Raw genomic sequence first — 26,983 nt, 5'->3', positions numbered from 1 at the left:
GGCGGAAGGCAGCCGGAGTCGAACCTGCCCGGGAACGGATGCCGTCCCCAACCGGGTTTGAAGCCCGGCCGCGCCACCGGGCGCGATTGCCTTCCTTTGAACTCAGGGTGCGTCGGCACTGGCCAGCGCGTTGTCGTGGCGGATCACCCGGGATTCGCCGATGCGCCGGGTCAGGCCGAGGCGATCGAAGTATTCCAGGTAGTGAATACAGCGTTTGCGTCCCAAGCCTAGCGCATCACGGAAGGTTGTCACCTGGATCGACGGATTTTCCTGCTCCAGCTGCAACAGAATGTCGGCCATGCGCCGCAGTTGCCTGTCAGACAGAAACAGGTCGCGCACCACTTGGTGCATCAATCCCAAGCGTGCCAGTTTGCGCAGCAACAGGCGCACCACGGCATCTTCCACGCCCAACACTTTGGCGACATCACGTACCCACGGCGGATCAAACCCGGCCTGTTCGAACAGCGGCTGCATGCGCTGCCACAGGGTTTCGTCTTCAGCACTCAAACGCACCTGATGATCCGGCAGATGCAACCACGGCCCGCTGGCGTTGATCGATCCGGCGGCGCGCAGTTCTTCCAGCAGGCTGACAAAGGTCGAGCGCTCCAGCGCCAGACCACTGAAGCGTCGCAGGCGATCGCGATCCGGTCCCATCTGGTCCGGTTCCAGCTCGTGCAATTTCGCCAACTGTTCCAACAGGATGAACTTCAACTGCCCCCAGCGCTGCACGTTGAACAGCACCGGGCCCTGGCGGGTGTCGATCAGGCGCACGTTGGCTGGTAGCGCCCAGTCTTCACGCTGACGATTGAATTGACGCTCCAGCCGTTGCGGATCGAGGCCGCCCGCGCTGTGGTCGAGCAGCAGTGGTAGCGCTTGCTCAAGACTGTCGCTACCGGCAAGGGCCTGCAGTTGCGCCAGCCGTTCCGGGCTGCGGCGCTGGCGGGCCGGGGCGAACGGGTCGAGCACCTGACCGCCACCGAGGGTGCGTTGCGCGCTTTGGTCACGCAGGATCAGGCGATCGCCCTTCACCGCGTGCACCGGGGCGTTGATCAGCAATTGCGCGAACATGCGCTGACCGGGACTCAAGCGCGGGCCTTCGAGCAACGCCACGCGGGCGATGACGTCTTGCGTACCGAGGTGCACATGCACCGGGTGAAAGTGTTCGAAGGTGCGCTCACCGGGCAACAACTGAAACTCGATATCGACCCGTTGCGTCGGTGCGTGCAGCCATTCGGCCAACAGCCATTGGCCGCGATGGATCTGCTCCAGGGTCAATCGATCGCCACTGATGTTCAGCGCCACCCGTTGCCCAGCGAAGGCCTGCTCGGCGGCCTGATTTTGCGCGTGCAGTCCTCGCACCCGCACCGATTTCCCGGACGGCCCGAGGGCCAGTTTGTCCCCGACTGACACCGTTCCCGACAACGCCGTGCCAGTGACCACAATCCCGGCGCCCGCCACGCTGAAGGCGCGGTCGATGGCCAGGCGAAAACCACCTTCGCGGCTGCGCTCATGCACTTCGCTTTGAATCTGCAGCAAGCTCTGGCGCAGTTCATCGACGCCCTGCCCGGTCACGCTCGACACCGCCAGCGTCGGCGCATCGGCGAATGGCCCGGCTTCGAGCAGATCGAGAACCTGGCGCTGCACCTCCTCCACCCTGCCCGCTTCAACCCGATCGCATTTGGTGATCGCCACCAGCGCCCGGGGAATGCCCAACAACTGAACAATCGCCAGATGCTCCCGGGTCTGCGGCATCACCCCGTCGTCCGCCGCCACCACCAGCAACACCAGATCAATGCCCTGCGCCCCGGCAAGCATGTTGTGGGTGAATTTCTCGTGGCCCGGCACGTCGATGAACCCGGTCAGCCCGGCACCGGCTTCCAGTTCCGCGTAGAGATAACCGAGGTCGATGGTCATCCCACGCTCGCGTTCCTGCGGGCGGCGGTCGCCGATTTGCCCGGTCAGCGCTTGCAGCAGCGAGGTCTTGCCGTGGTCGATGTGCCCGGCGGTGCCGACGATCACGACTCGACCTGCAACTGCGGCAACTGCGCCAGCCACGTCGGCTCGTCGTCGAGTTGGCGTAGATCGAGCCACAGCGCGTCGTCGTCAATTCGACCCAGCACCGGAATCGGCAAATTGCGCAACGCAGCTTCCAGATTCAGCAGACAACGCCCGCGCAAACGCTTAGACACTTGCGGGCGCAAGCACAGCGCCGCACTCGGCAACCGCGCCACCGGTTGGCTGCCGCTGCCGATCATGCCCAACGCCTGCACGGCGCTGACCTGCCACGGTTCGCCCAAGACTTCAGCCATCGCCGGTTGCAAACGGCAAGCCTGGACGAGGATCTCGGCTTGCGGGCGAGTCAACAGCCGCAAACTCGGCAGTCGTTCGGCGAGGCGATCCGGGTCGCGATACAGGCCCAGCACCGCTTCCAGTGCGGCCAGAGTCAACTTGTCGACCCGCAAGGCGCGTTTCAACGGATTCTTCTTGATCTTCGCGATCAGGTCTTTGCGCCCGACAATCAACCCGGCCTGCGGCCCGCCGAGCAATTTGTCGCCGCTGAAGGTGACGATGTCCGCACCGTCGAGCAGCGCCTGCCTTACCGTCGGTTCCGCCGGCAGGCCCCAACGGGTCAAGTCCAGCAGACTGCCGCTGCCCAGATCCTCCAGCAGCGGCAAGCCGTGCCGATGCGCCAGCTCGGCCAGTTCGGCGGTGGGCACCCGGGCGGTAAAGCCTTCGATGCTGTAGTTGCTCGCATGCACGCGCATGATCAAGCCGCTGCGCGGGCTGATCGCCGCTTCGTAGTCGCGGGTGTGGGTGCGGTTGGTGGTGCCGACTTCATGCAGGCGCACACCGGCGCGGGCCATGATGTCGGGAATGCGGAACGCGCCGCCAATCTCGATCAGCTCACCACGGGAGATGATGCCCTCCTTGCGCGCACCAAGGCTGTTCAGGGTCAGGAGCACCGCAGCGGCATTGTTGTTGACCACGGTGACGGCTTCAGCGCCGGTCAGCTCGCGGATCAGGCCTTCGATCAGGTCATCGCGATCACCGCGTTTGCCACTGGCCAGATCGAATTCCAGATTAAGCGGATAACGTGCGGCCATCTGCACCGCGTCGATGGCTTCGTCCGGCAGCAAGGCGCGGCCCAGATTGGTGTGCAGCACCGTGCCGGTCAGGTTGAACACCCGCCGCACGTTGCTGCGCTGTTGCTGCGCCAGACGCTCGCCGACGCGGCCGGCGAGCACTTCGGGGCTGATTTCAATGGCAGACAGTTGACCTTGCAACACGCTGAGCCGCAGCTCATCAAGCAACTGCCGCAAGCCGCTCAGCAACGCCTCACGACCATAACGCTCGGCCAGCGGCAGACAGGCCGGGTGACGCAACAAACCATCAATGGAAGGCAACCGCAGGGCAACACTCGAAGACATCAGCCACTCCCGAAAACAAGACTCTCCGGCATGACCTGACGCAACGCGTCTAAATACAGCACACCGGCCCCCAATTGTGGGAGCGGGCTTGCTCGCGAATGCGGTGAGTCAGCCACAAATAATCTGACTGACACGGCTCCTTCGGGAGCAAGCCCCCTCCCACAGGTTTTTCAGGAGTGTAGACGCTCTGGTCATTCGTCTCCCGGCGCCAGCAACAGATTCGGTGCCAGACGCTGATAGCCGTCCTGCGCCAGACGCATGTCGAGCAGCAGGCTGGTGAGGTCAGCCGACAACGCTTCGCCTTCGGCATCGTTCTCCAGATAAACCAGTTTCAGGTAGCTGTTGCAGCTGGGGCACACCTCCGCACGAATCGGCGCCTGATTAGCGGCGTGGCGATCGTCCTCCAGGCTCAAGTAATCCAGGCCTTTACTCGACTCGCAATACACGCACTTGACCCGCACCACGTGCCATTCGCAGGCGCACAACGAACACACCAGATAGCGCAGGCCGTTGTGTTTGCCGCGATGGCGGATCACCCCGGCCATCGCTGGTGAACCACAGCCCGGGCACTGGCTGAGGCTGTCGCCGGGTTTCAGTTGCAGGTTCGGTGCGCTGAGCAGCCAGTGGCTCCACGCCGCTTGCAGCCCGGCGCCGAGAAACGGCACCAACTGTGCCGGCACCATCGAATATTGACCGCTGACCAACGCCACCGCCCACGCCCGCAACTGGCCGGCACTGGCGCCGCGCAGTGTCGCGAGCGCGTCGACTACGGCGGGTTGATCGGGCGCCACGTAACGTTGCAATAAAGCATCCAGATAAGCCCGCCAAGCGTCTTCGCGAACCAGGGTGTCGGCAGCAAACGGCGGCAAACCATGTTGCTGACAGGCTTCGATCCTTTGCTGATCAAACGGTGCCGTCAGCGGTGGATCGTCGAAAACCTGCTGTTGAGCCCGGCACAATCCGGCGATCAGCCGCAGGTAATCGGCCAGCGGATGCCCCTGAGCCAATTGCTCCAGGCGCTGGGCGCGCAAAGTGAACAGATTGTGCGGCGGCAGGTGCAGAAACGGCGGCGAACTGGCCGCCGCTTCGATTTCCCCGGGTTCAAGAATGGTTGCCAAAAGTCAGCCCTTTTTGGTGATCGGTCGCTCCGGCACGTCCGGATTGCGTTCATCGCGGGTGATGTCGCGATACCACAGTTCATGGTGCTTCTTCGCCCAGGCGCGGCTGACCCAACCATGCAGCATCGCGTCCACCGAACCCTTGATCCACAGCCCGGCGTAGATGTGCACGATAATGCTGAGGATCAGCACAAACCCGGCCAGCGCATGCAGGAGCATGGCCCAGCGGATCACGGTGATGCCGAAGTACTCACTGAAATACGCGCGCCAGATCACCAGCCCGGTGAACAGCAACCCGAGCATGCACAGCAGTAAAGTCCAGAACAGCATCTTCTGCCCGGCGTTGTACTTGCCCACCGGCGGCACGCTTTCTTCATCGTTGACCAACACCCGATCAATGCGGCGCATCCACTTCCAGTCGTTGTCGATGAAGAAATTCGCGCGCCAGAAGCGGAACACCAGGCCGAGGAACAACACGAACATCAGCACGCCCATGAACGGGTGCAGAATCCGCGTCCACGGCCCGCCGCCGAACAGGTGGGTCAGCCAGAACATCGACGGATGAAACAACGCCAGCCCGGACAGCCCGGCCATGAAGAACAGAATCGCCACCAGCCAGTGATTGGTGCGCTGGTTGGCGGTGTAACGCAGGATCGTCTTGTTGCTCATGGCCGGTCCTCCCCGCGTGGATCGAAGGTGTGCACCGTCGGATCGACAACGTGCACCGAAGTATCCGGTGGCGCCGGATGATCATCCTCCTCGGTGCGGTTCGGCCCGATGCGCACATAGTGGAAGAAACCGGCGAGCACCGCTGCACCCATCGCCAGCAGGCCCAACGGTTTGCTGATGCCTTTCCACAAGCCCACCAGCGGGCTGATGGCCGGCGCATCTGGCAACCCGGCGTAGATCTTCGGCGTGTCGGCGTGGTGCAACACATACATCACGTGAGTGCCGCCGACGCCTTCCGGGTCATACAGCCCGGCGTTGTCGAAGCCCCGGCTTTTCAGGTCGACGATGCGTTCGGCGGCGTGTTCCTTCATGTCTTCCTTGGTGCCGAAGACGATGGCGCCGGTAGGACAGGTTTTCACGCAGGCCGGCTCCAGCCCTACCGCGACGCGGTCGGAACACAAGGTGCATTTGTAGGCCTTGTGATCCTTCTGCGAGATCCGCGGAATGTTGAACGGGCAACCGGTGATGCAATAACCGCAGCCGATGCAGTGATCCTGATCGAAATCGACGATGCCGTTGGCGTGCTTGATGATCGCCCCGGGACTTGGGCATGCCGCGAGGCACCCCGGTTCGGCGCAATGCATGCAGCCGTCCTTGCGGATCAGCCACTCCAGGTTGCCGGCGTCGGTTTCGTGTTCGGTGAAGCGCATCAAGGTCCAGGTTTCTGCGCTCAGGTCCTGCGGGTTGTCGTAGGTGCCGTGGTTGTGGCCGACCTCGTCGCGCAGCTCGTTCCATTCCGAGCAGGCGACCTGGCAGGCCTTGCAGCCAATGCATTTGGTGGTGTCGATCAGCTTGGCGACTTCCTGCTGATTCCTCACCGAGGGCGGCACCGTGGTGGTGGCCGAGCGGGCAATGATGTCTTGGCTGGCCATTTACAGTTTCTCCACGTTGACCAGGAATGACTTGGATTCCGGGGTCTGTGTGTTGCCATCGCCGAGGAACGGCACCAGGGTGTTGGTCAGGTAACCGTGGCGCGTCTGGCCGGTGAATCCCCAGTGCAGCGGGATACCGATCTGATGCACCACCTGGCCGTTGACCTGCAGCGGCCGGATGCGTTTGGTCACCACCGCCACCGCCTCGATGAACCCGCGTTTGCAGCTGACCCGCACCCGATCTCCAGCCGCGATGCCCTTCTCCTTCGCCAGCACTTCGCCGATTTCGACGAACTGCTCGGGCTGGGCAATCGCATTCAACTTGCAATGCTTGCTCCAGAAGTGGAAGTGCTCGGTCAACCGGTAACTGGTGCCGGCGTACGGGAAGTCCTTGGCTTCGCCGAGGCTTTCCCAGACCGAATCGAAGATCCGCGCTGCCGGGTTGCTGGTGGCTTTCTTGTTTTGCGGGTGCAGCGGGTTGATGCCGATCGGCGTTTCGAACGGCTCGTAGTGCTCGGGGAAAGGCCCTTCGTTCATCTTGTCGACGGCGAAGAACCGCGCCACGCCTTCGGGGTTCATGATGAACGGGTTCATCCCGGCTTCCGGCGGCACATCGGCCTTGTAGTCCGGCACATCGGTGCCGCCCCAGGCCTTGCCGTTCCACCATACGAGGCGCTTTTTCGGATCCCACGGTTTGCCGGCGACGTCCGCCGAAGCGCGGTTGTAGAGGATCCGCCGGTTGGCCGGCCACGCCCAGGCCCAGCCCTGATGCTGATGCATGCCATACGGGTCGGCATTATCACGCCGGGCCATCTGGTTACCGGCCTCGGTCCAACTGCCGGCGAAGATCCAGCAACCGGACGCGGTGCTGCCGTCATCCTTGAGCAGACCGAACCCGGCCAGTTGCGAACCGGCTTTGACAACCACGCCGCTGGCATCGGTGAAGTCGGCCATGGCGCTACCGTTGATTTCCTTGGCCAGCTCCTCCGGCGATGGCTCGTCGGGGATCTTGTACGGCCACGACAGGTTCAGCAGCGGATCGGGGAACTTGCCGCCCTCGGCCTGATAACGTTTGCGCAGACGCAGGAACAGTTCGCTCATGATGCGGATGTCGGTTTGCGCTTCACCGGGGCCGTCGGCGCCTTTCCAGTGCCATTGCAGCCAGCGACTGCTGTTGACCAGCGAGCCGTCCTCCTCGGCAAAGCAGGTGGTCGGCAGGCGAATCACTTCGGTCTGGATCTCGGCGCTTTTCACATCGTTGTACGGCCCGACGTTTTGCCAGAACTCCGAGGTTTCGGTGGCCAGCGGATCCATCACTACCAGCCATTTGAGTTTGGCCAGCGCAGCCATCACCCGGTTCTTGTCCGGCAACGCAGCGATCGGGTTGAAGCCCTGGCACATGTAGCCGTTGACCTTGCCCTGGCTCATCAGGTCGAACATCTTCAGGACGTCGTAGTTCGGGATATCCAGTTTCGGCAGATAGTCATAATTCCAGTTGTTCTCCAGCGTGGCGTTGGCGCCGTACCAGGACTTCATCAGGCTGACGTGGAATTTGCTGTAGTTCTGCCAGTAGGACAACTGCCCCGGACGCAACGGCATTTGCGTACGTTTTTTGATAAAGGCGTTGTAGTCCTGCTCGGCATCGCCACCCAGGGTCAGATAACCCGGCAGCGAGTTGGACAACAACCCGAGGTCGGTCAGGCCCTGAATGTTCGAGTGCCCACGCAAGGCATTGACCCCGCCGCCCGGCATGCCGACGTTGCCCAGCAGCAGTTGCACCATCGCCGCACTGCGGATGATCTGTGCGCCGATCGAGTGCTGCGTCCAGCCGAGTGCATAGAGGATGGTCATGGTCTTGCCCGGCGTGGAGCACGTGGCAATCTCATCCCAGATTTTCTGCATGGCATCGACCGGCATCCCACAGATCTGGCTCGCCAGCTCAATGTTGTAGCGGCTGTAATGCTGCTTCATCAATTGATAGACGCAGCGTGGATCCTGCAGGGTCGGGTCGACCTTGACGAAGCCGTCCTCGCCCAACTCGTAACCCCAGCCGGATTTGTCGGTGTAGCTGCGCTTGGCCGCGTCGTACCCGCTGAAGATGCCGTCTTCAAAGCTGAACCCGGCTTTGACGATGAACGAAACGTCGGTGTAGTTGCGCACGTATTCGTGCTGGATCTTGTCCTGAGTCAGCAGGTAATTGATCAGCCCGCCCATGAAGGCGATGTCGGTACCGGTGCGGATCGGCGCGTAATAGTCCGCCACCGAAGCGGTCCGGGTAAAACGCGGGTCGACCACGATCAGCCGGGCAGCGTTGTGCGCCTTGGCCTCGGTCACCCATTTGAAGCCGCACGGATGCGCTTCTGCTGCGTTGCCACCCATCACCAGGATCAGATTCGCGTTGGCGATATCGGTCCAGGTGTTGGTCATGGCACCACGGCCGTACGTCGGGGCAAGACTTGCCACCGTCGGGCCGTGTCAGACACGCGCCTGGTTATCGAACCCCAGCATGCCAAGACTGCGAATCACCTTCTGGGTGATGTAACCGGCTTCGTTGGACGCGGCCGACGCGGCGAGGAACCCGGTGGTCAGCCAGCGATTCACCGTTTGCCCGGTGGAATTTTTCTCGATGAAGTTGGCGTCGCGGTCGGCCTTCATCAGGTCGGCGATGCGATCCAGTGCTTCATCCCAGCTGATCCGGGTCCATTCGCTGCTGCCGGGCTTGCGCATTTGCGGGTATTGCAGACGGCCCGGGCTGTGAATGAAGTCCAGCAGGCCCGCGCCTTTCGGGCACAGGGTGCCGCGGTTGACCGGATGGTCGGCGTCGCCCTCGATGTGAATGATATTTTGCGCGACGTTCTTCGCGGCATCGCCCTGGCTGTACATGATCAACCCGCAACCGACCGAGCAATACGGGCAGGTGTTGCGGGTTTCATGGGTGTGGGCAAGCTTGAAGTGACGCACCTGCTCGGCGAAGGCCAGCGTCGGGGCCATGCCCAACGCGCCCAGGCTAGAGCCTGCAAGGCCGATACCGGCGACCTTGAAGAATTGACGACGGCTGAGATCCATCGTGCACTCCTGATCAGGTGGAACCCGGTACTTGAGCCGGGCTTTTTCTGGACAAACACGGTTACGGCAGAATGCCTGCCGGCTTTTTCACTGTAGACAATGACCACACACTCTGTGTGAAAACCGACCGTCGGCGACAATCGGTCATGCCCTGGAAAACCTGTGGGAGCGAGCCTGCTCGCGAAGAGGCCCTGTCAGTTGAGACAAATATTGACTGACACACCGCCTTCGCGAGCAGGCTCGCTCCCACAGGTTTTGTGTATCCCCAAGTGTCATGGGTTTATCATGGCGCCCATGAACAACCCGCCTTCACGAGACCGCGCATGACTTTCGATTTTGATCAGGTATTCGACCGCCACAACACCGGCAGCACCAAGTGGAGCCGCTACCCGGCCGATGTGTTGCCGATGTGGGTCGCTGATATGGATTTCGCCGCGCCGCCGGTGATCATCGAGGCGTTGCAGCAGCGTCTGCTGCACCCGCTGGTGGGTTACAGCGTGGCGCAGGACAACTTGCGTGAAGCGATCGTCGCCGACCTGTGGGACAAGTTCGCCTGGAAGGTCAAACCGCAGGAGCTGATCTTCCTGCCGGGCGTTGAATCCGGTTTCAACATGGCTTTGAAAGCGCTGGTGCAGCCGCAGCAAAACGTCGTGGTGCAGGTGCCGAACTACCCGCCGCTGCGGCATGCGCCGGGGCATTGGGGGCTGAACAAGGTCGAGCTGGAATTCATCCCTCAGGCCGATGGCAGCTACGCCACGCCGCTGGAGACCTTGCGCGAATCGCTGAACGGCGGCGGCGCCCTGCTCCTGAGCAACCCGCACAACCCGATCGGCAAGGTGTTTGGCCGTGAGGAGCTGCAAGCCGTAGCGGATATCTGTGCGGCACAGGACGCCTGGATCATCTCCGACGAGATCCACGCCGAGCTGTGCTTCGACGGCCGCGTGCACATTCCGACCGCGTCCCTCAGCCCGGAAATCGCCAAGCGCACCATCACCCTGATGTCAGCCAGCAAGGCCTACAACATCGCCGGCCTCAAAACCTCGTTCATGATCATCCAGGACGCCGCCCTGCGCGAACGCGTCAACCACGCCCGTTGCGGCATGGTCGACAGCGTCAACCCGCTGGGCATGGAAGCCACCCGCGTCGCCTACAGCGAAGGCGCGCCGTGGCTGGCCGAACTGAAAACCTATCTGCAGGCCAACCGCGACTGGCTGGTGGATGCGGTGCGCAGCCGCTTGCCGGGAGTGACGATCAACGTGCCGCAAGGGACGTATCTGGCGTGGCTCGATTGCTCGGCGCTGGACCTGGACAATCCGCAGCAGTTCTTTCTTGAGCAGGCCAAGGTTGGTCTGAGCGCCGGGCTGGATTTCGGCGATCAGCACCAACAATTCGTGCGCCTGAACTTCGGCTGCCCGCGGTCGTTGCTCGAAGAGGGCATCAGCCGCATGGAGCGTGCCCTGACAAACCGCAATATCTGAAAACACCACCCATCTGTAGGAGTGAGCCTGCTCGCGATAGCTGACTGACATTCCACATTAATGTCGGCTGATACACCGCCATCGCGAGCAGGCTCACTCCTACAATGGTTTTGTGGTCATCCAAAATCCGATCGAACTCACGGCAAACCGTCCGGGTCAACCACCCATACCTGCCCTGAGAACCTCGGAGATTTGTGATGACCGATTACCCAAAACCACCCTTCCCCGCACAAGCCCAAGCCGTCCCCGGTGCGCAAAGCAAAATGCAGCCGTATCCCGACTGCGGCGAGCAAAGCTACGTTGGCTCCGGGCGGCTGGCTGGCAAGATTGCGCTGATTACCGGTGCCGACAGCGGCATTGGCCGCGCGGTGGCGATTGCCTTTGCCCGTGAAGGTGCAGACGTTGTAGTGGCTTATCTGAATGAACATGAAGACGCCAAAGAGACCGCACGCTGGGTTGAACAGGCAGGCCGCCAGTGCCTGTTGCTGTCCGGCGACCTCGCGCACAAGGCCCATTGTCAGGAACTGGTGGACAAGACCGTCGAACGCTTCGGGCGCATCGATATTCTGGTCAACAACGCCGCGTTCCAGATGACCCACGAAACCTTCGAAGAAATCCCCGACGAAGAATGGGTGATGACCTTCGACGTCAACATCACCGCGATTTTCCGGTTGTGCCAGGCAGCGATCAAACACATGCGCCCCGGCGCGTCGATCATCAACACCAGCTCGGTCAACTCGGACATGCCCAAACCGACCCTGCTCGCCTACGCCACCACCAAGGGTGCGATCGCCAACTTCACCGGCGGACTGGCACAGATACTCGGGCCAAAAGAAATCCGCGTGAACTGCGTGGCCCCCGGACCAATCTGGACGCCACTGATCGTCTCGACCATGCCCGATGAAGAGGTGCAGAACTTCGGCAGCGAAACCCCGCTCGGGCGCCCCGGACAACCGGTGGAAGTGGCGCCAATCTATGTGCTGCTCGCCTCCGATGAAGCCAGTTACATCACCGGTCAGCGCTATGGCGTCACCGGCGGCAAGCCGATGCTCTAAGCGGCGCGAGAAAAACTGAACCTGGTGGCATGACGTCCCTCCATACCTTTAAGAGTCCCAACCGGTCTGCAGGATCAGGAGGTCGTCATGTCCGCCCCTCTCATCAAACTCTTCACCCAGCCCAACTTCGCCTGGACCGATATCCGCCGCGAGGAAGAGGCCCATCCCCGTCACTACCTGGCGCATCTGTTGCTATTGGCGCTGATTCCCGCCGTGTGTCTGTTCCTCGGTACCACGTATGTCGGCTGGAGTCTGGCAGCCGGCGAGACCGTACGCTTGAGCACGGCCAGTGCACTGCAACTGAGCATTCTGCTGTATGTGGCGATTGTCGCCGGGGTCGCGATCATCGGCGGGTTCATCCGCTGGATGTCACGTACGTTCGACGCGCGCCCCACGCTTAACCAGTGCATCGGCTTTGCCGCCTATACCGTGACGCCGTTTTTCGTCGCCGGCATCGCCGGGCTCTATCCAAGTCGCTGGCTGGCTATTCTGGTGCTGGGTGCCGCTTCGGTGTATTCGACGTTCCTGCTGTTCGTCGGCCTGCCGACGTTCATGCATGAACGCAAGGAACAGGGCCTGCTGTATTCGGCTTGCGTCTGGGGCGTCGGCCTGCTGGTGATGGTGACCATTCTGGTGTCGATGATTCTGCTGTGGTTCAACGTGCTCGCGCCCGAGTACTTGCGAACTACCGTTGGTTAACCCGGTGCCAACGCTGTCGTCGATGGACGGCCGAACATGAGCTTTGTCATCTGGGTCGCGGTGCTTGGCGCGGTGTTGCTGACCCTCGCGCTGACCTCGTCGTACCTGCGCTGGATGCCGGTCACCACTTCGGCCGTGTGCCTGCTGCTGGGGATCGGCATCGGCCCCAGCGGTCTGGATCTGCTGAAGCTGTCACTGGAAAACGCGTCGGTGTGGATGGAGCACCTCACGGAAGTGGCGGTGCTGTTTTCGCTGTTTGTCTGCGGGCTCAAGCTGCGTCTGCCACTGCGCGACAAGCGTTGGCGGATTGCGTTCGGGCTGGCGGGCCCGGTGATGGTCTTGACCATCGCCGGGGTCAGCGTATTGCTGCACTGGGGCCTGCAACTGTCGTGGGGGCCGTCGCTGCTGATCGGGGCGATGCTCGCGCCGACCGACCCGGTACTGGCCGCGCTGGTGCAGGTCAACGATGCGCGGGATGTCGACAGCGTGCGCTTTGGCCTTTCCGGAGAAGCCGGGCTCAATGACGGCATCGCGTTCCCGTTCGTGATTCTCGGCTTGCTGCTGTTGCAGGCCGACGCGCAACCCGGCGCCTTGACCGATTGGGTGCTGCACGGCTTGCTCTGGGCGGTGCCGGTCGGTTTGCTCACCGGTTACTGGATGGGGCGCGGCATCGGTCGGTTGACGCTGTCGTTGCGCATTCGTAACGACGACAGCACCCTGAGCCCGAATGATTATCTGGCGCTGTCGCTGATTGCTCTGGCTTATGTCGGCGCAGATGCGATTGGCGGTTATGGTTTTCTGTCGGTATTCGCCGCCGGCCTCGGCTTGCGTCAAGAAGAAGTCAAATCCACCGGCGCCAGCCAGCCGCCCGCCGAACATCTGGTGCAACCGGTGGTCGGCCACCAGAACATCGAACCGCAGCACGCGGTGCACGGCGATACCGAACGACTGGAAAGCAGTCAGGTCGCCGCCGGGATCATGATGGGCGACATGCTCTCGTTCGGCAGTCTGGTGGAACGGGCCATGGAAGTGTTTCTGGTGACCTTGCTGGGTGTGGTACTGGTGCCGCATTGGGACTGGCGGGCGTTGGTCATTGGCGCGGTGCTGTTCTGCGTGGTGCGTCCGGCCTGCGTTGCGCTGATGCCATGGGGCACTTTGCTCGACGGTGGTCAACGGCTGTTGATCGGTTGGTTCGGCATTCGCGGGATCGGCAGTCTGTTCTATCTGTTTTATGCCTTGAACCACGGGCTGAGTCCTTCAGTCGCGACGTTGTGCACCAACATCACCCTGTCCGTGGTGGCATTGAGCATTTTGCTGCATGGCATCAGCACGCAGCCGCTGCTGGCGCGCTACGAACAACGGCAAAAACGAAAAAACTGATTTTTCCGGCGGCAATATGTCGGGAAATCCATCGAAGTTTTTTCTGAAAATAAATGGATCCCTCGGCCAAAACCGACAGTCACAACCATAACCCCTCGCTGGATGCACTCGGCGAGGTCCGGCAGGTTCGGTTCCCCTGCGGCTTGCAGCCCATGAAGAGGAATCTTTGGATAACAAGGTCACGGTCATGAAAGAATGCTCGACTCCGGCACAAATCAAGGCTTGCAGGGCTTTGGCCCTGGAACGCAATCGTCAACTGTTCGAAGATGCCCACGCCCTCAACCGAGCGGCTTACGAGCTGCTGGAAGCGGACAATCTGGACCTCGAACAGTTTGAGCACTATCGAGCAATGCGCCGCAAAGCCGATGGGAAGTTCGAGGAAGCCATCGATCACTTGTGCGTCCTCAACGAAGACTTCCCGCCGATTCCAATGTCACCGCATCACTCGCAGGAATTGCGTCGGCAACTTGAAACCGTCGAATAAAGCACACAAGAAAAAGCCCGGCAGCGATGTCCGGGCTTTTTCTTTGGGCGGCGTTCAGCCCCCGGGGTTGGTCACCTGAATGAACACTGCATAAGCCCCGAGCAGGATCCAGAACGTGGCGAAGATCCAGGGCGTGCGCACCGAAAACAACAGCGACTTGCGATAGCCCTTGTGGCTCGACTCCATTTCACTGAACAGCGGCGACTCGTCGTAAGCCATGCCCATGATCGGCTCGCTGCGCAACAACTCGCTTTGCTTGTAGTGCCAGTGATCGATGATGTCGTACGCCGCACGAATCCCCGGCCAGGCATTGAGCGAACTGAGCAGCCCGAGCAGTGCGAGAAACGGCGGCACCACCAGCGTGAACAGCTTGCCCCACTCGGGGTTGAGGTTGGCCATGCACGAAGCGAAGGCAATCACCAGAAACGACTGCGCCGCCAGATAGGCATCGGTGCGGTTGGCGAGGATGCTGGTTTCGTACTGGATTTCCTTGCGATAGAAGTCCAGCCGTTCCTTGGGTGAGCCGAACATCTTGGCGTCGTGTTCAGTCAGGTGCTCTTCAGCGCTGGGCTCAGTCAGTATGCGAGGCAAGGGACGCGCACTCCGTGGCGGGGAAACCTTTTAGAAGGCCCTCGCCACGGACAAGTTCAGGCGGATTCACTTCATCGACTGCGCGATGATTTCCACCAGGTTGAGCTGGGTGAATGGCTTGGGCAGACGCGGCAATTGCGCGGCAAAGCCTTCCAGACGTTCGGCGTAACCGGTGGCCAGAATGATCGGCAGATCCGGCTTGAGCAGACGTACTGCATGCGCCAGTTGCGCGCCGCTCATCTGCGGCATGGCCATGTCGGTGATCATCAGATCAATGACTTCGCCCTGCTCGAACAACGCCAGCGCCTTGGCACCGGACGTGGCGCTGATCACGCGATGGCCAAGGTCTTCGAGCAGCAGCGTGGTGCTGGTCATCACCAGCGAATCGTCGTCCACCACCAGAACGCTGAGGCGCGGCACCAACACCGGTTTGACCGCCGGGTAGAGGTTTTTTGCCGTCTCCCCGGCTAACGCCACCGGTATCCACATTTCAGCGCGGGTGCCATGGCCTTTTTCGCTCTTGAGAATGAAACGGCCGCCCAGTTGCTCGATAAAGCCATGCACCATCGACAGGCCCAGCCCGGTGCCCTTGCCCACGCCCTTGGTGGTGAAAAACGGATCCCTGGCCGAACCCAGCGTGGCTTCGTCCATGCCCTCGCCCGTGTCGATCACGCTCAGGCACACATAGTGCCCGGCCGCCATTGACGAATGGCTTTGCTCAAGCACGACTTCCGGCTGCGCGGTAATGCACAGGCTGCCACCGTCGACCATGGCGTCGCGGGCGTTGGTCGCCAGATTGAGCAACGCCAGTTCCAGTTGGTTGCTGTCGGCCAGCACCGGTTGCAGATCCTCGGGAAAGCGTGTCTCGATGCGAATCCCCGGGCCTATCGAGCTGCGCAACAGTCCGGTGATGCCTTGCACCAGTTGGGGAATATCGACCGGCTCGGTCTTGAGTTCCTGACGGCGGGCGAAGGCCAGCATGCGTTGGGTCAGCGATACGCCACGCAACGCACCCTGCGTGGCGTTTTCCAGCAGACGGCTGTTTTTCGGATCGTCACCGATGCGCTTTTGCAGAATCTCCAGATTGCCCAGAATCACCGTCAGCAGATTGTTGAAGTCATGGGCGATGCCGCCGCTGAGCTGACCGATGGCCTGCATCTTCTGCGCCTGAAACAGCGCTTCGCGGGTCTTTTCCAGCGCCACTTGCGACTCATGGGCTTCGGTGACATCGCGGGTGATCTTGGCAAACCCGAGCAGCGTGCCGGTTTCGCCGCGAATGGCATCGACCACCACGTGGGCCAGAAACCGCGTGCCATCCTTGCGCATGCGCCAGCTCTTGTTCTCGAAACGGCCCTCGCGGGTGGCAATCTCCAGTGCCCGTTGCGGTTCGCCGGCCACACGGTCTTCCGGGGTGTAGAAAATCGAAAAATGCTGGCCGATGATTTCTTCCGGCTGGTACCCCTTGATCCGCTGGGCGCCCTGATTCCAGTTGCTCACACGACCTTCGGGGCTGAGCATGTAGATCGCATAATCGGTGACACCCTGCACCAGCAGGCGAAACTGCTGTTCGCTTTGCTTGAGGGTTTCCTCAGCCATCTTGCGGTCGGTCAGGTCACGGGTGATCTTGGCATAGCCGAGCAGTTTGCCGTTGGGATCAATGATCGGATCGATGACTACATGGCACCAGAAGCTGGTGCCATCCTTGCGCACCCGCCAGCCCTCGCCTTCGAAGCGTCCTTCGCGCAGAGCCGTGTCGAGCGCGCGTTGCGGCAGGCCCGCCACACGATCATCGGCGGTATAGAAACGCGAGAAATGCTCGCCGAGAATCTCCGCCTCTTCGTAGCCCTTGAAGCGTTTGGCGCCGGAGTTCCAGCTGGTGATGATGCCGTCCGGGTCGATCATGTAAATCGCATAATCGACCACCGCATCGATCAGCAGACGAAAACGCATCTCCTCGATCGCGGCAGTTTTGCTCGGGTTGTCACTCATCAGGTTCACCGCTGCTTTTCATTAGCACAAGTATGCGGCAATCCGGCGCCATGGGAAGGTGCAAACGCGCTTCTAATTACCGCCACCGCAATGATGCTCAACGATTGGCGTATTTGATAATGCGTGAGTACAAAGCGTTGTAAACAAATGCCGGGATCTGGTCGGCGTACTGAGCGGTTTTTTGCAGGGCCAGATGACACTCCTTGATCATCTCGTCGCGCTCGGCAAGGCTATTGATGGTGTTGCTCGCAATGCTTTCGTAGCTGGCGTAGTCGTACCCTTGTCCGGTCGATGTCAACTCCAGCGTGCCTTGCGTGTTCCGCTTACAGGTACTGTGCCCGCGCAACGCCCTGTCTTTCAAGACGCCCAGCCCACGCTCGTAAAGGAATATCTGCGAACCCTCGACGGTTTTTGCAGCGGATTCAAGTTGAAAGATCACTGCGTGCGAGTTGTTCAAACTGGTTTTCAGATCAGAGGACCTGACAAACCGTTCCAGCTCCGATTTTTCCAGGCTTCTCAACCCGCGTTTGACGTTAGACAGAAAGGCGAAGGCATGACCACAGGCAACAATATGGATTTCCAGCTGGTAGCCGTTGGTCGCAGCCGCCGTTGGCAGCGCAGCAAAATCGATGCTATCGAAGGCGCACTCCATGATGATGTCGAGTTTGCGCCGGAATGCTTCCTCGAAAATCCTCGCACACACTGCTCTCACAAAGGCTTCGGTGTGTTCATAGGCGTGCAGTTTGCCGAGCTCGACCATTTGCCTGTATTGCGGATGCTCTTCGCGATACTCGGGTTTGTACAGGCGCACATAGTTATCGTATCGACCCGAAGTCAGCAGGCTTTTCTCCAAAAGATAGGTTTTGCCTGACGCTTGTACACCTGCGGTAATCAGCATCCGGGGAATGGTTTCGGCGGTTTTCCCGGCGAACAGAGTGGCGCTGATTTTGTTGAAGGCTGTGTTGATGTCGGCGGCGGTGTAGGTATAAGCGGTAGTCGCGTTCATGTCTTGATGTCCTTATCAAGTGTCGATGGCAGATACTCTGCCCTCTCAATAAAGCCTGATTGCAGACGATATGCAAAAAGCACTTCAAGACAGAATATGTCGCTGTTTTTTAAAGGATATTTTCCTACACCAGAACAGCAAACCGCTGACGTCTGGTGAGCGCCTGACGGACAGAAAAATGCCGCTTCACCCTGCCGATATCGGGACGTTTTCGTCCGCATTGAGCGACCACCAGCGTGGCAGCAGTTGCTGAATGCGCGGTTCGGCGAAGCGGTCATCGATCAGCATCACCACGCCGCGATCCTGACGCGTACGGATCACCCGCCCGGCAGCCTGTACCACTTTCTGCACGCCCGGATACAGGTAGGTGTAATCGTAGCCGGCACCGAAAATCGCCGCCATGCGCCGTTTCAACTGCTCGTTGACCGGATTGAGCTGGGCCAGCCCCAGGGTCGCGATGAACGCACCGATCAGCCGTGCTCCGGGCAGGTCGATGCCCTCGCCGAACGCACCGCCCAACACGGCGAAGCCAATGCCCTGACTGTCGGCGGTGAACTGATCGAGAAAGGCCTGCCGCTGCCCTTCGGCCATGCCCCGGGACTGCTGCCACAGATTGATCTGCGGATGGCGTTCGGCGAGCAGCGTCAGCACTTGTTGCAGGTAATCGAAGCTGCTGAAGAACGCCAGGTAATTGCCCGGGCGCTCGCTGAACTGGCGGGCGATCAGCTCGACGATCGGTTCCAGCGACGCCTGACGATGATTGAAGCGCGTGGAGATACGGCTGACGATCTGCACTTGCAGCTGTTCGGCGCTGAAGGGTGATTCGACGTCTATGCATACCGTGTCGGCGGGCGTGCCGAGCAGATCGGCGTAATAGCGTCGCGGGCTCAGCGTCGCCGAGAACAACACGCTGCTGCGCGCCGCTTTCAGGCGCGGGCCGATGAACGCCGCCGGCACCACGTTGCGCAGGCACAACTGCGACAGCGGCCGCTTGCGCTCAAGGTCGCGCTTGCTGATGTCGAACAGGTAATGCTCGTCGAACAGCTCCGCCACCCGGCCGAACTGCAGCATGTCGAAATAGAAGGTTTGCAGCGCGCTGTCGAGTCCCTGCGGATGGTCGTTGAGGTAATCACCAATCGCCGCGCTGCACAGGGACACCGCTTGCAGCAGTTTTTCCGGGGCCTTGTCGTAGGCCTGATACGGCGCCAGTTGCGGCTGGTGCAGCGCGTTCCACTCGCGATTGACCCTTTGCAGGGATTTTTTCAGCACTTCGGGGGCCGTCTTGCGCACACTGGCCAGCGCGGCCTGATCGAGACTGGCGCTGTACATCGAGCGCCCGCGTTCGACCAGGTTGTGCGCTTCATCGGCCAGCACCGCAACCTTCCACTGATTGAGCTGGGCCAGACCGAACAGCAGCGCGCTGAAATCGAAGTAATAGTTGTAGTCCGCCACCACCACGTCGGCCCAGCGGGCCATTTCCTGGCTCAAGTAATACGGGCACACCGTGTGCTCACGGGCCACTTCGCGCATCGCCGCCTGATCCAGCAGATTGATCCGGCTGGCCGCTTGCCGGGCGGCGGGCAGGCGATCATAAAAGCCCTGGGCCAACGGGCAGGATTCACCGTGACAGGCTTTGTCCAAGTGTTCGCAAGCCTTGTCGCGGGCGACCATCTCCAGCACCCGCAGCGGCAAGCGTTCAGACTGATCGAACAACACCTGACTGGCATCCAGCGCCAGTTTGCGCCCCGGGGTCTTGGCGGTCAGAAAGAACACCTTGTCCAGTTGCTGCGGCGCCAGTGCCTTGAGCATGGGGAACAGCGTGCCGAGGGTTTTGCCGATGCCGGTGGGCGCCTGGGCCATCAGGCAGCGGCCGGTGCTGACCGCTTTGAACACCGATTCAGCCAGATGCCGCTGGCCGGGGCGAAAGTCGGCGTGGGGAAAGCCCAATTGCTGCGCCGCCAGATTGCGCGCCTCGCGGTGGGCCATTTCCTGCTCGGCCCAGTCCAGGAACAACCGGCATTGCTGTTCGAAAAAAACCTGCAAGGCTGGAGCATTGAAGGACTCGACCAGACAGGTTTCCTTTTCGCTGACGATGTCGAAATACACCAGCGCCAGATTGATCTGCGCAAGCTCCAGCTTGCGACACATCAGCCAGCCGTAGATTTTCGCCTGCGCCCAATGCAACTGCCGATGGTTGGCCGGTTGCTTGCTCAGGTCACCGCGATAGGTTTTGACTTCTTCCAGACAGTTCTGCGCCGGGTCATAGCCGTCCGCCCTGCCCCTGACCTTCAACTGCAGAAACTCGCCTTCCAGTGCCACTTCGCTTTGGTATTTGTCGTTGCGCCGCGAGGCCACGGTGCGGTGCCCGAGCATGCCTTCGAGGGCTGTCGGCGAAGGGGTAAAACGCAGGTCGAGGTCGCCGGTCTTGGCGGTGAACTCGCATAGGGCACGGACGGCAATGCTGTAGCTCAAGCGCTCTGCTCCGCCCATTGCACGTAGCACACGGCGACCGGCATCTGGTGTTGGTGGCAGAACTCCAGCCAGCGCAGTTGGTTATCCTGCAGGCGGTCACCGGGACCTTTGACCTCGATCATCCGGTAGGTCTTGTGCTGCGGCCAGAACTGGATCAGATCAGGCATGCCGGCGCGGTTGGCCTTGATGTCGAGCAGCAGGCGATTGAACCAGTGCTTGAGGTGTTCCGCCGGCAAGCACGCCAGCGCCTGCTCCAGCAGTTGCTCATTCAACGCGCCCCAGAACACGAACGGCGACTGCACGCCCCATTTGGCGACGAAGCGCTCACGAATGGTCGCCGCATAACGACCGTCGTCGAGTTGGTCGAGACAAGCCTGGAACAGTTCGGCGCGGCGTTGCTGAAAGTCTTCGTTGAGCAGATCCACCGGCCCGCGCTGAAACGGGTGAAAGAATGCCCCCGGCAACGGCGCAAAAATCGCCGGCCAGCACAACAGGCCGAACAGCGAGTTGATCAGGCTGTTTTCGACGTAATGCACCGGGCCGCTGTCTTCGTGCAGATGCGCCTGCACGTAGAACTCCACCGACAATCCCGGATCAACGCGCGGCAGTTGCAGATCGAGGCGCTCGACCGGGCGTGGCGTTGCCCGTTTGAGCGGCGGCCCGCCGAGTTTGCGCCGCAGCCGTGGCAGCATCCGTTGCAGGCTCTGCTGCTCCGCAGCGCTTTCCGGCGCCTGTTCAGCGAGGCTGGCGAGCTCCAGCGCCAGTGCGTATTCGCCGCAGCGCTCCAGCACGCGGATCATTCGCTGACGGGCGCCGGGGTAGGTGCAATCGCGGTAAATGCTCAACGCCAGGGCGAACTCGGCGACGCGCTCGCAATACTGGCCGATCTGGAACAGCACCTTGCCGCGCCGCCGCTGCAGCCACGGGTTGTCGAACTGCAACGCGCGGACCTGTTCGACAATGGGCTCCAACGGTTCACCGGCTTCGAAACGCAGTTGGCACTGATGCAGGAACAGGCAGGCGTCAACGTCTTCACGGCTGCGCAGGCCACGGGAGTCAGCGCAGAACTCGACTTTTTCGTAGGTAAAGATCCCGAGGTCGGCGAGGACGAATTCCGACCAGTCCTGGTACAGGTTGCCGAAGAACATCAGACGCAGGCGGTCGCACAGGTCCATGATGGTCAGGCTGAGCAAGCAGTCGCCGAGCGTCGGCGCCCAATCACAGAGGCTGCGCGACTCGCTGAATTGCTCGGCCAGCGCCGGCAGCCAGTCGTCCTTGCGGCCCTTGGGTTGCTCGATAAAGCTGCCGAACGCCTGCAGCAGTTCGGCCTTGAGCAACACGTCGAACACTTCGGCCACGCTCAACAAAGCCTGATCGTCGAGCCAGCCGTGACGCAACAACGGCTGCGCGGCGTTGCTGATGTCCCCGATTTCCGGGTAATTGAGTTTGCCGAGGCGGAAATGCACGCCCTTGCGCATTATCATGCGCACCAGCAAAGCCTGCGAAGTGCGTGGCAAGGCCTTGAAGTCGCGGATAAAGCCGTGCTCGGATTCGCTCATCACATCGGCATAGCGAAGCTCAAGCCAATCAAGCACTTGCCGGAAGTTGTTGAGGTAATAAAACGGATCGTCGAGCGGGTTGGCAGTCACGGGAATTCAGGGCCATGGCGAGCGAATACTGGTTATGCGTACAGATACCAGCTCTGCCCTGTCTCCTGCAAACGGAAAAAGATCAGTGGCAGCGGCAATCGGGATTTTTTCAGGGTGCCATCGAACTTTTTCCGGTTCGACGGCACCAACCGCGTTAGAGACCGGATACGGTCAATTGATATGGAATGAGGTATTTGAGGTGGGTATGAACATCAAGACTCTGGGTCTTCCCCTGGCGGTAGCAGCCTTCCTGGCATTGGGCGGCTGCTCGACACCAACCGTGGTGACCTTGCAGAACGGTACTCAGTATTTGACCAAGGACATGCCGAAAACCAAGAACAAGGATGGGTTCTATGAGTTCGAGGATATTTCCGGGACCAAGGTGAAAGTCCGCGGCGACGAGGTCGCGACGGTGCGCAAAGAAGACTGACCACCCGATAACCCTGTAGGAGCTGCCGAAGGCTGCGATCTTTTGACTTTGTTTTTCAAGATCAAAATCAAAAGATCGCAGCCTTCGGCAGCTCCTACGGGGAGAACGTGATCTGTGTGGGTTATTCGAAAGCAGGCAGACCCACAATGCTGTGATCGCAACTGAAATACTGCTCACCGCGCCGCGCCAGCTCGGCTTGCAGACGCCGGCAGCGCTCCAGATCCTGCTGGGTCATGCGGTCGATGCTCAGGTTACCGGTGGCTTGCGCCTGTTTGTCGTCACCCCGCCGAAACGTCACGAACGGCTGTTCGGGCTGGATCTGAAACAGGCTTTTCTCTTCGACCGGCTCGGCTGCTTCGGTCTTCGCCGGTTTCGGCAATTGGTCACTGCTGATGCCGTAGCGGCTCAGAATCGAGGTTTGAGGCAGATCGGCCCAGGCATTGGCCGATAACAGCGCCAGTCCGACAATCCCGACATACCCCTTGAACCTTTTCACGTGTGCATCTCCTGTACTCAATGGCGGCTGGCTATAGAACGTGTGTGCACGTGCTGGCTTTAGGCCGCTTCTGCTGTTTGCACAGCTTTTGAGTCAGGGTGTGGCTGTTGAGTCACTTTTGATACCGAGCTGAATCCTTCGCGAGCAGGCTCGCTCCCACACTGGACCTGTGTCGATCACATAGCCCCATGTGGGAGCGAGCCTGCTCGCGAATAGGCCCTTACCGGCGCCCTATCAACCTCAGGCGATCACAATACTGTCGCCACTCAGATTATTCAGCGCCACCCCAACCAATGTCACCGAATCCCCACCAAACTTCAGCACCGTGTCCTGCCCCACCATCGAGGCATGCGCGCGGAAGTCGTCATTGGGCAACACACCCTGGACGCCAAGGAATACCAGTTTGTCATTCGACGTAAAACCCACCACCCGATCCTGACCGAACGCGCCGTTGAACAGGAACGTATCCGCCCCGCCCCCCGATTCCATCAGGTCATTACCGGCGCCACCGACAAACACATCATTGCCGACGCCGCCAATCAAATGATCGTTGCCATCCAGACCAAACAACCAGTCACCGCTGGCATTTGCCTTGAGCGTGTCGGCGCCGCTGGTGCCTTTGACACTGGACTCGTACTGCGTGACATTGCTGCCGACCTTCAGACCGCTAGCCGTGACGCTGTGGGTCACGTCGTCCTTGAACAGGCCCCAGAGGAAGCCCGGCTCCTTGGTGACGATGCTGCCGATGTCGCGGGTGATGCTGATCCCGCCGTTGGCGTCGCGCACGTACAGATTGCCGGCGCCATCGTTGGCGAAGTCGAAGGTGTTCACCGACTTCTGCAAATCGAGGGTGTTGTTGCCAGCGCCACCGAGGATGACGTTGTAGCCGCCAGCGTCGCGGAAGGTGTCATTGCCGGCGCGACCTTCGAGGTAGTCGTTGCCGCTGCCGCCCTGGATCAGGTCATTACTGTCACTGCCGATGATGAACGTGCTGCCCTTGTGGGTTTCGGCGTTGCGGTTCAGATCCTGCACCCAGGTGTTGGCCCGCGCCGGATCCGACAGGTTGGCGACGATGATCGTCGAGTCCTTGCTGGTCAGATCGTAGAACTTCGACTCGATGATGCGGTTCATGCCGTCGCCGTAAGCGGTCGGCAGGTGCGAGATCCAGGTCGGGATGTTGAGGATGGAGAACGGCAGCAGATTCCACGCGGTCGAGGCGTAGTGATCGTTGAAGCTGACGATGTTGTCGGTGGCCGATTCCTTGGGCGCGTCGTGCACGCCGACCGAGGCGCCGGTGAAGGTCGAGCCGTCGAGGGCGCGGAACACCGGATCGTTTTCGTAACCGACGTTGAGCACCTTGTCGGTGCTGCTCTGGGTCGGCGAGGCGTAGGCGATGTAGTTGGAATCGGCGAAGAATCCGCCCCACTTGCCACCGCTCAGATCGGCCATGCTGTTGACCGCCAGCCCGCCGAGGCTGTGGCCGCTGACCAGCACGTCTTTGCCGCTGAGGCCATTGGCCTTGGCGAACGCCACCACGTCATTGAGCAGATTACCGAACGCTTCGCCGACGTAATTCTTGGCGTAGTCCTTCGGACCGAAAGCTGCCAGCAGGTCGTTGATCACGTCGCCGATGGAGTCGAGGATCAGGTTTTCCCGCGGCCCGCTGGTGCCGCGAAAGGCGATACCGATTTCGGTGAGATGGCCCTGGGCGTCGTACTTGCCGAGGATTTCCACCTGGGCGGTGGTGTAACCGGCCTTCTCGCCGAAGAAGGTTCCGCGCGCGTCGGTCTTGCCGTCGTAGCCCAGCTGCGAGGCGGTGATTGGTGTCCAGCCAGCCTTTTTCACGGCGTCGAGGGCGAGTTTTTCCGAGTCGGGGTTCCACGGAATACCGGGAATCACCCCTTGCGAATCAGTACCGCCGAGCAGCGCGGTGACCAACGTGGCGGGCAGGCCGAGGCCGAAGCCGTTGTGCTGATAACCGGCGGCAAAGCCGTTATCGAGGTTGTGGTAGGAATACAGCGTGATCGCCATGGCATCGCTGAACAGCGCCTTGGAATCGGCTGTGCCGAAGTTCTTGTAGTCATACACACCCATTGCTATTGCCTCTCTTTTGTTGGAATTGTCAGAGATAGCTCACAGCCAGGGCGCCCCTCACGGGCACGCCCCGGAGCATTTCAGTACTACTTGCATTGCTTTTAACTGTAGGAGTGAGCCTGCTCGCGATGAGACCGTGTCAGGCAACATGGATGGAGACTGACTCACCGCGATCGCGAGCAGGCTCACTCCTACAGGGTTTGTCTTAACAAGGAGCTAGGCGAACACGAACGCCGAGTCCGACAGGTTAGCCACTCCCACCCCGACCAGGGTCACGGCATATTCGCCAATCTTTAGCACGGTATCGGCCCCCGACTGTGCAGCATGCTGCTTGTAGTCGAAGCCCTGCCCCGCGCCTTCGACGCCCATGAACACCAGTTTGTCGCTGCCCTGGTAGCCATTGATCGCATCAAAACCGAACGCGCCGCTGAACAGGAAGGTGTTGTTACCCCCCACCGCCGTCATCACGTCGTTGCCGGCGCCGCCGACGAAGGTCACGTGGGCCTTGTCGCTGATCAGCTTGTCATCGCCACCCAGCCCGAACAGCCAGTCACCCTCGGCGCTGGCGTGTAGTGCGTTGCCATACGCATCGCCGTTGAGCGAATGGGTGTACTGGGTCAGTTCGCTGCCATTGGTCAAACCCTTGGCCGTGACACCCCAGGTGATTTCCTTGCTGCCCCACCACGAACCCGACTCCTTGCTCACCAGCGCGCCGATGTCGCGGGTCATGCTGATGCCGCCGTAGGCGTCGCGCACGTACAGCGTACCGTCACCGTCGTTGGCGAAGCTGAAGTTCTGCAGCGGTTTCTGCAGCTCGAAGGTGTTGTGGCCCTGACCACCGAGGAGGATGTTGAAACCACCGTCATCGCGGAAGCGGTCATCGCCGCCCAGGCCTTCGAGGAAGTCGTTACCCGCCCCGCCCTTGAGCCAGTCGTTGCTCTGCGTACCGATGATGAAGGTGCTGCCGGTGTGCGGCTCGCCGCTGCGCCCCAGATCCTCGACCCAGGTCTTGCCCCGGGACGATTCCTCAAGGTTGGAGACGATGAGGGTCGAGTCTTTGTGCGTGAGGTTGTAGAACTTCGAATCGATCACCCGGTTCAAGCCATCGGCATACCCGAGCGAGCTGTGGGCCGACCAGTTCAGCGGATTGACGATGCTGAACGGCACCAGGTTCTGCGCGGTGGACGCATAGTTGTCGGTGAAATTGACGATGTTGTCGGTGGTCGACTCATGCGCCCCGTCGTGCTTGCCCAGCGAACCGCTGCTGAACGTGGTGCCGTCCAGCGCACGGAACACCGGATCGTTTTCGTAACCGATGTTCAGCACGTTGTTGCCGGTGCTGCTCTGGGTCGGCGAGGCGAACGCGATGTAGTTGGCGTCCTTGAAAAACCCGCCCCAATTGCCGCCGCTCAACTCGGCCACGCTGTTGACCCCAAGACCACCGAGGCTGTGGCCACTGAACAGCACGTCCTTGGCGGCGATACCGTTGGCAATGGCGAACGCGGCGACAGCCTTGAGCAGGTTGTCGAAGGCGTTTTTCGCGTAGTTGCTCGCGTAATCCGACGGCCCGATGGCGGCCAGCAGATTGTTTTTCATGTCGCCGAAGGTGTCGCTGTAACCCAGCCCGCCGGTGCCGCGAAAGGCCACGCCGATGCCGATCAATTTACCGCCAGCGTCGTACCGGCCGAGCACTTCGGCCTCGGCGCTGGTGAAGCCGTCCTTCTCGCCGAAGAACGTGCCCTGCGCGCCGACCTTGCCCTGATAACCCAGCGCCGTGGCGCTGAGCGGTTTCCAGGCGGTGGCCGGCAACGGCTGGCCGGTTGGCGTGTAGGCATACAGCGTCAGCGCGATGGCGTCGCTGTACAACGCTTTGCCGTCGGCATTTTTATAATCGAACAATCCCATGTTGTGCTCTCTCTTCCTTCAAAACCGGCAGCCCCCAAGGGA

General features: G+C 61.0%; 20 protein-coding genes and 1 tRNA gene. 6 read left to right on the top strand and 15 right to left on the bottom strand.

What is annotated here, in order from left to right:
* The 7 genes from H043_RS30290 to fdnG form a co-directional block, all read right to left on the bottom strand.
* A tRNA-Sec gene (locus H043_RS30290) sits at window positions 1–95 on the bottom strand.
* A 7-nt stretch (window positions 96–102) separates the two neighbouring features.
* A complete protein-coding gene (selB, locus tag H043_RS0116670; RefSeq protein ID WP_027612806.1) occupies window positions 103–2,019 on the bottom strand; it encodes a selenocysteine-specific translation elongation factor in 1,917 nt (638 codons plus the stop codon).
* A complete protein-coding gene (gene selA, locus H043_RS0116665; protein ID WP_027612805.1) occupies window positions 2,016–3,428 on the bottom strand; it encodes an L-seryl-tRNA(Sec) selenium transferase in 1,413 nt (470 codons plus the stop codon). The genes selB and selA overlap by 4 nt, the downstream gene beginning before the upstream one ends.
* A 191-nt stretch (window positions 3,429–3,619) precedes the next feature.
* Window positions 3,620–4,546, bottom strand: a complete 927-nt coding sequence (gene fdhE / locus H043_RS0116660) for a formate dehydrogenase accessory protein FdhE (RefSeq protein WP_027612804.1) — start codon at window positions 4,544–4,546, stop codon at window positions 3,620–3,622.
* A 3-nt stretch (window positions 4,547–4,549) separates the two neighbouring features.
* The gene (locus H043_RS0116655; RefSeq protein WP_027612803.1) at window positions 4,550–5,215 is read right to left on the bottom strand and encodes a formate dehydrogenase subunit gamma; all 666 of its coding nucleotides are present in this window, start codon (window positions 5,213–5,215) and stop codon (window positions 4,550–4,552) included.
* Entirely contained in the window at window positions 5,212–6,147 is a 936-nt protein-coding gene (gene fdxH / locus H043_RS0116650; RefSeq protein ID WP_027612802.1) for a formate dehydrogenase subunit beta, read from the bottom strand. The genes H043_RS0116655 and fdxH overlap by 4 nt, the downstream gene beginning before the upstream one ends.
* The gene (gene fdnG / locus H043_RS0116645; RefSeq protein WP_155953496.1) at window positions 6,148–9,213 is read right to left on the bottom strand and encodes a formate dehydrogenase-N subunit alpha; all 3,066 of its coding nucleotides are present in this window, start codon (window positions 9,211–9,213) and stop codon (window positions 6,148–6,150) included.
* A 323-nt stretch (window positions 9,214–9,536) separates the two neighbouring features.
* Here fdnG and H043_RS0116635 point away from each other — a divergent pair, with 323 nt between their 5' ends.
* The 5 genes from H043_RS0116635 (at window position 9,537) to H043_RS0116615 (ending at window position 14,309) form a co-directional block, all read left to right on the top strand.
* Entirely contained in the window at window positions 9,537–10,691 is a 1,155-nt protein-coding gene (locus H043_RS0116635) for a MalY/PatB family protein (protein ID WP_027612799.1), read from the top strand.
* A 197-nt stretch (window positions 10,692–10,888) separates the two neighbouring features.
* Complete coding sequence (locus H043_RS0116630) at window positions 10,889–11,746, top strand: glucose 1-dehydrogenase (protein ID WP_027612798.1); 858 nt, start codon at window positions 10,889–10,891, stop codon at window positions 11,744–11,746.
* Between the two features lie 87 nt (window positions 11,747–11,833).
* Window positions 11,834–12,445, top strand: a complete 612-nt coding sequence (locus tag H043_RS0116625) for a Yip1 family protein (RefSeq protein ID WP_027612797.1) — start codon at window positions 11,834–11,836, stop codon at window positions 12,443–12,445.
* Window positions 12,446–12,481: 36 nt separating this feature from the next.
* Window positions 12,482–13,825, top strand: coding sequence for a sodium:proton antiporter (locus H043_RS0116620; RefSeq protein ID WP_027612796.1), 1,344 nt, complete (start codon window positions 12,482–12,484; stop codon window positions 13,823–13,825).
* Between the two features lie 187 nt (window positions 13,826–14,012).
* On the top strand, window positions 14,013–14,309 hold the full coding sequence (locus tag H043_RS0116615) for a hypothetical protein (protein ID WP_027612795.1): 297 nt from the start codon (window positions 14,013–14,015) through the stop codon (window positions 14,307–14,309).
* Between the two features lie 54 nt (window positions 14,310–14,363).
* On the opposite strand, the gene H043_RS0116610 is transcribed toward H043_RS0116615, so the two are convergent.
* The 5 genes from H043_RS0116610 to H043_RS0116590 form a co-directional block, all read right to left on the bottom strand.
* Window positions 14,364–14,900 (bottom strand): hypothetical protein, encoded by a 537-nt coding sequence (locus H043_RS0116610; protein WP_007967008.1) that lies wholly within the window; start codon window positions 14,898–14,900, stop codon window positions 14,364–14,366.
* 66 nt (window positions 14,901–14,966) lie between these two features.
* On the bottom strand, window positions 14,967–16,889 hold the full coding sequence (locus H043_RS0116605; protein WP_027612794.1) for a PAS domain-containing sensor histidine kinase: 1,923 nt from the start codon (window positions 16,887–16,889) through the stop codon (window positions 14,967–14,969).
* A gap of 97 nt (window positions 16,890–16,986) precedes the next feature.
* On the bottom strand, window positions 16,987–17,895 hold the full coding sequence (locus H043_RS0116600; RefSeq protein ID WP_027612793.1) for a zeta toxin family protein: 909 nt from the start codon (window positions 17,893–17,895) through the stop codon (window positions 16,987–16,989).
* A 186-nt stretch (window positions 17,896–18,081) separates the two neighbouring features.
* Window positions 18,082–20,367, bottom strand: a complete 2,286-nt coding sequence (locus H043_RS0116595) for an ATP-dependent DNA helicase (protein ID WP_027612792.1) — start codon at window positions 20,365–20,367, stop codon at window positions 18,082–18,084.
* The gene (locus H043_RS0116590) at window positions 20,364–22,016 is read right to left on the bottom strand and encodes a VRR-NUC domain-containing protein (protein WP_027612791.1); all 1,653 of its coding nucleotides are present in this window, start codon (window positions 22,014–22,016) and stop codon (window positions 20,364–20,366) included. The genes H043_RS0116595 and H043_RS0116590 overlap by 4 nt, the downstream gene beginning before the upstream one ends.
* A gap of 205 nt (window positions 22,017–22,221) precedes the next feature.
* Between H043_RS0116590 and H043_RS0116585 the strand changes: the two genes are divergently transcribed.
* Window positions 22,222–22,446, top strand: a complete 225-nt coding sequence (locus H043_RS0116585; protein ID WP_027612790.1) for a YgdI/YgdR family lipoprotein — start codon at window positions 22,222–22,224, stop codon at window positions 22,444–22,446.
* A gap of 121 nt (window positions 22,447–22,567) precedes the next feature.
* Here the strand turns inward: H043_RS0116585 and H043_RS0116580 are convergent, their stop codons facing one another.
* The 3 genes from H043_RS0116580 to H043_RS0116570 form a co-directional block, all read right to left on the bottom strand.
* Window positions 22,568–22,942, bottom strand: coding sequence for a hypothetical protein (locus H043_RS0116580; protein ID WP_027612789.1), 375 nt, complete (start codon window positions 22,940–22,942; stop codon window positions 22,568–22,570).
* A 240-nt stretch (window positions 22,943–23,182) separates the two neighbouring features.
* Complete coding sequence (locus tag H043_RS0116575) at window positions 23,183–25,036, bottom strand: polyurethanase (RefSeq protein ID WP_027612788.1); 1,854 nt, start codon at window positions 25,034–25,036, stop codon at window positions 23,183–23,185.
* A 216-nt stretch (window positions 25,037–25,252) separates the two neighbouring features.
* Window positions 25,253–26,941: a polyurethanase gene (locus H043_RS0116570; protein ID WP_027612787.1), complete on the bottom strand. Its 1,689-nt coding sequence runs from the start codon at window positions 26,939–26,941 to the stop codon at window positions 25,253–25,255.
* Window positions 26,942–26,983 lie beyond the last annotated feature (42 nt).

Source organism: Pseudomonas sp. URIL14HWK12:I6, from assembly GCF_000514195.1.
Lineage (GTDB): Bacteria > Pseudomonadota > Gammaproteobacteria > Pseudomonadales > Pseudomonadaceae > Aquipseudomonas > Aquipseudomonas putida_A.
Note: the sequence above shows the minus strand (reverse complement) of the source record. Positions and strands in the feature narration are given on the sequence as shown.

Excerpts from the sequence above, each read along its gene's own strand:
- H043_RS0116570 (WP_027612787.1), bottom strand. The coding sequence starts at position 26,941 with ATGGGATTGTTCGATTATAAAAATGCCGACGGCAAAGCGTTGTACAGC.
- H043_RS0116575 (WP_027612788.1), bottom strand. The coding sequence starts at position 25,036 with ATGGGTGTGTATGACTACAAGAACTTCGGCACAGCCGATTCCAAGGCG.
- H043_RS0116585 (WP_027612790.1), top strand. The coding sequence starts at position 22,222 with ATGAACATCAAGACTCTGGGTCTTCCCCTGGCGGTAGCAGCCTTCCTG.
- H043_RS0116615 (WP_027612795.1), top strand. The coding sequence starts at position 14,013 with ATGAAAGAATGCTCGACTCCGGCACAAATCAAGGCTTGCAGGGCTTTG.
- selA (WP_027612805.1), bottom strand. The coding sequence starts at position 3,428 with ATGTCTTCGAGTGTTGCCCTGCGGTTGCCTTCCATTGATGGTTTGTTG.
- H043_RS0116635 (WP_027612799.1), top strand. The coding sequence starts at position 9,537 with ATGACTTTCGATTTTGATCAGGTATTCGACCGCCACAACACCGGCAGC.
- H043_RS0116600 (WP_027612793.1), bottom strand. The coding sequence starts at position 17,895 with ATGAACGCGACTACCGCTTATACCTACACCGCCGCCGACATCAACACA.
- H043_RS0116630 (WP_027612798.1), top strand. The coding sequence starts at position 10,889 with ATGACCGATTACCCAAAACCACCCTTCCCCGCACAAGCCCAAGCCGTC.
- H043_RS0116625 (WP_027612797.1), top strand. The coding sequence starts at position 11,834 with ATGTCCGCCCCTCTCATCAAACTCTTCACCCAGCCCAACTTCGCCTGG.
- fdxH (WP_027612802.1), bottom strand. The coding sequence starts at position 6,147 with ATGGCCAGCCAAGACATCATTGCCCGCTCGGCCACCACCACGGTGCCG.
- H043_RS0116605 (WP_027612794.1), bottom strand. The coding sequence starts at position 16,889 with ATGAGTGACAACCCGAGCAAAACTGCCGCGATCGAGGAGATGCGTTTT.
- H043_RS0116620 (WP_027612796.1), top strand. The coding sequence starts at position 12,482 with ATGAGCTTTGTCATCTGGGTCGCGGTGCTTGGCGCGGTGTTGCTGACC.
- H043_RS0116655 (WP_027612803.1), bottom strand. The coding sequence starts at position 5,215 with ATGAGCAACAAGACGATCCTGCGTTACACCGCCAACCAGCGCACCAAT.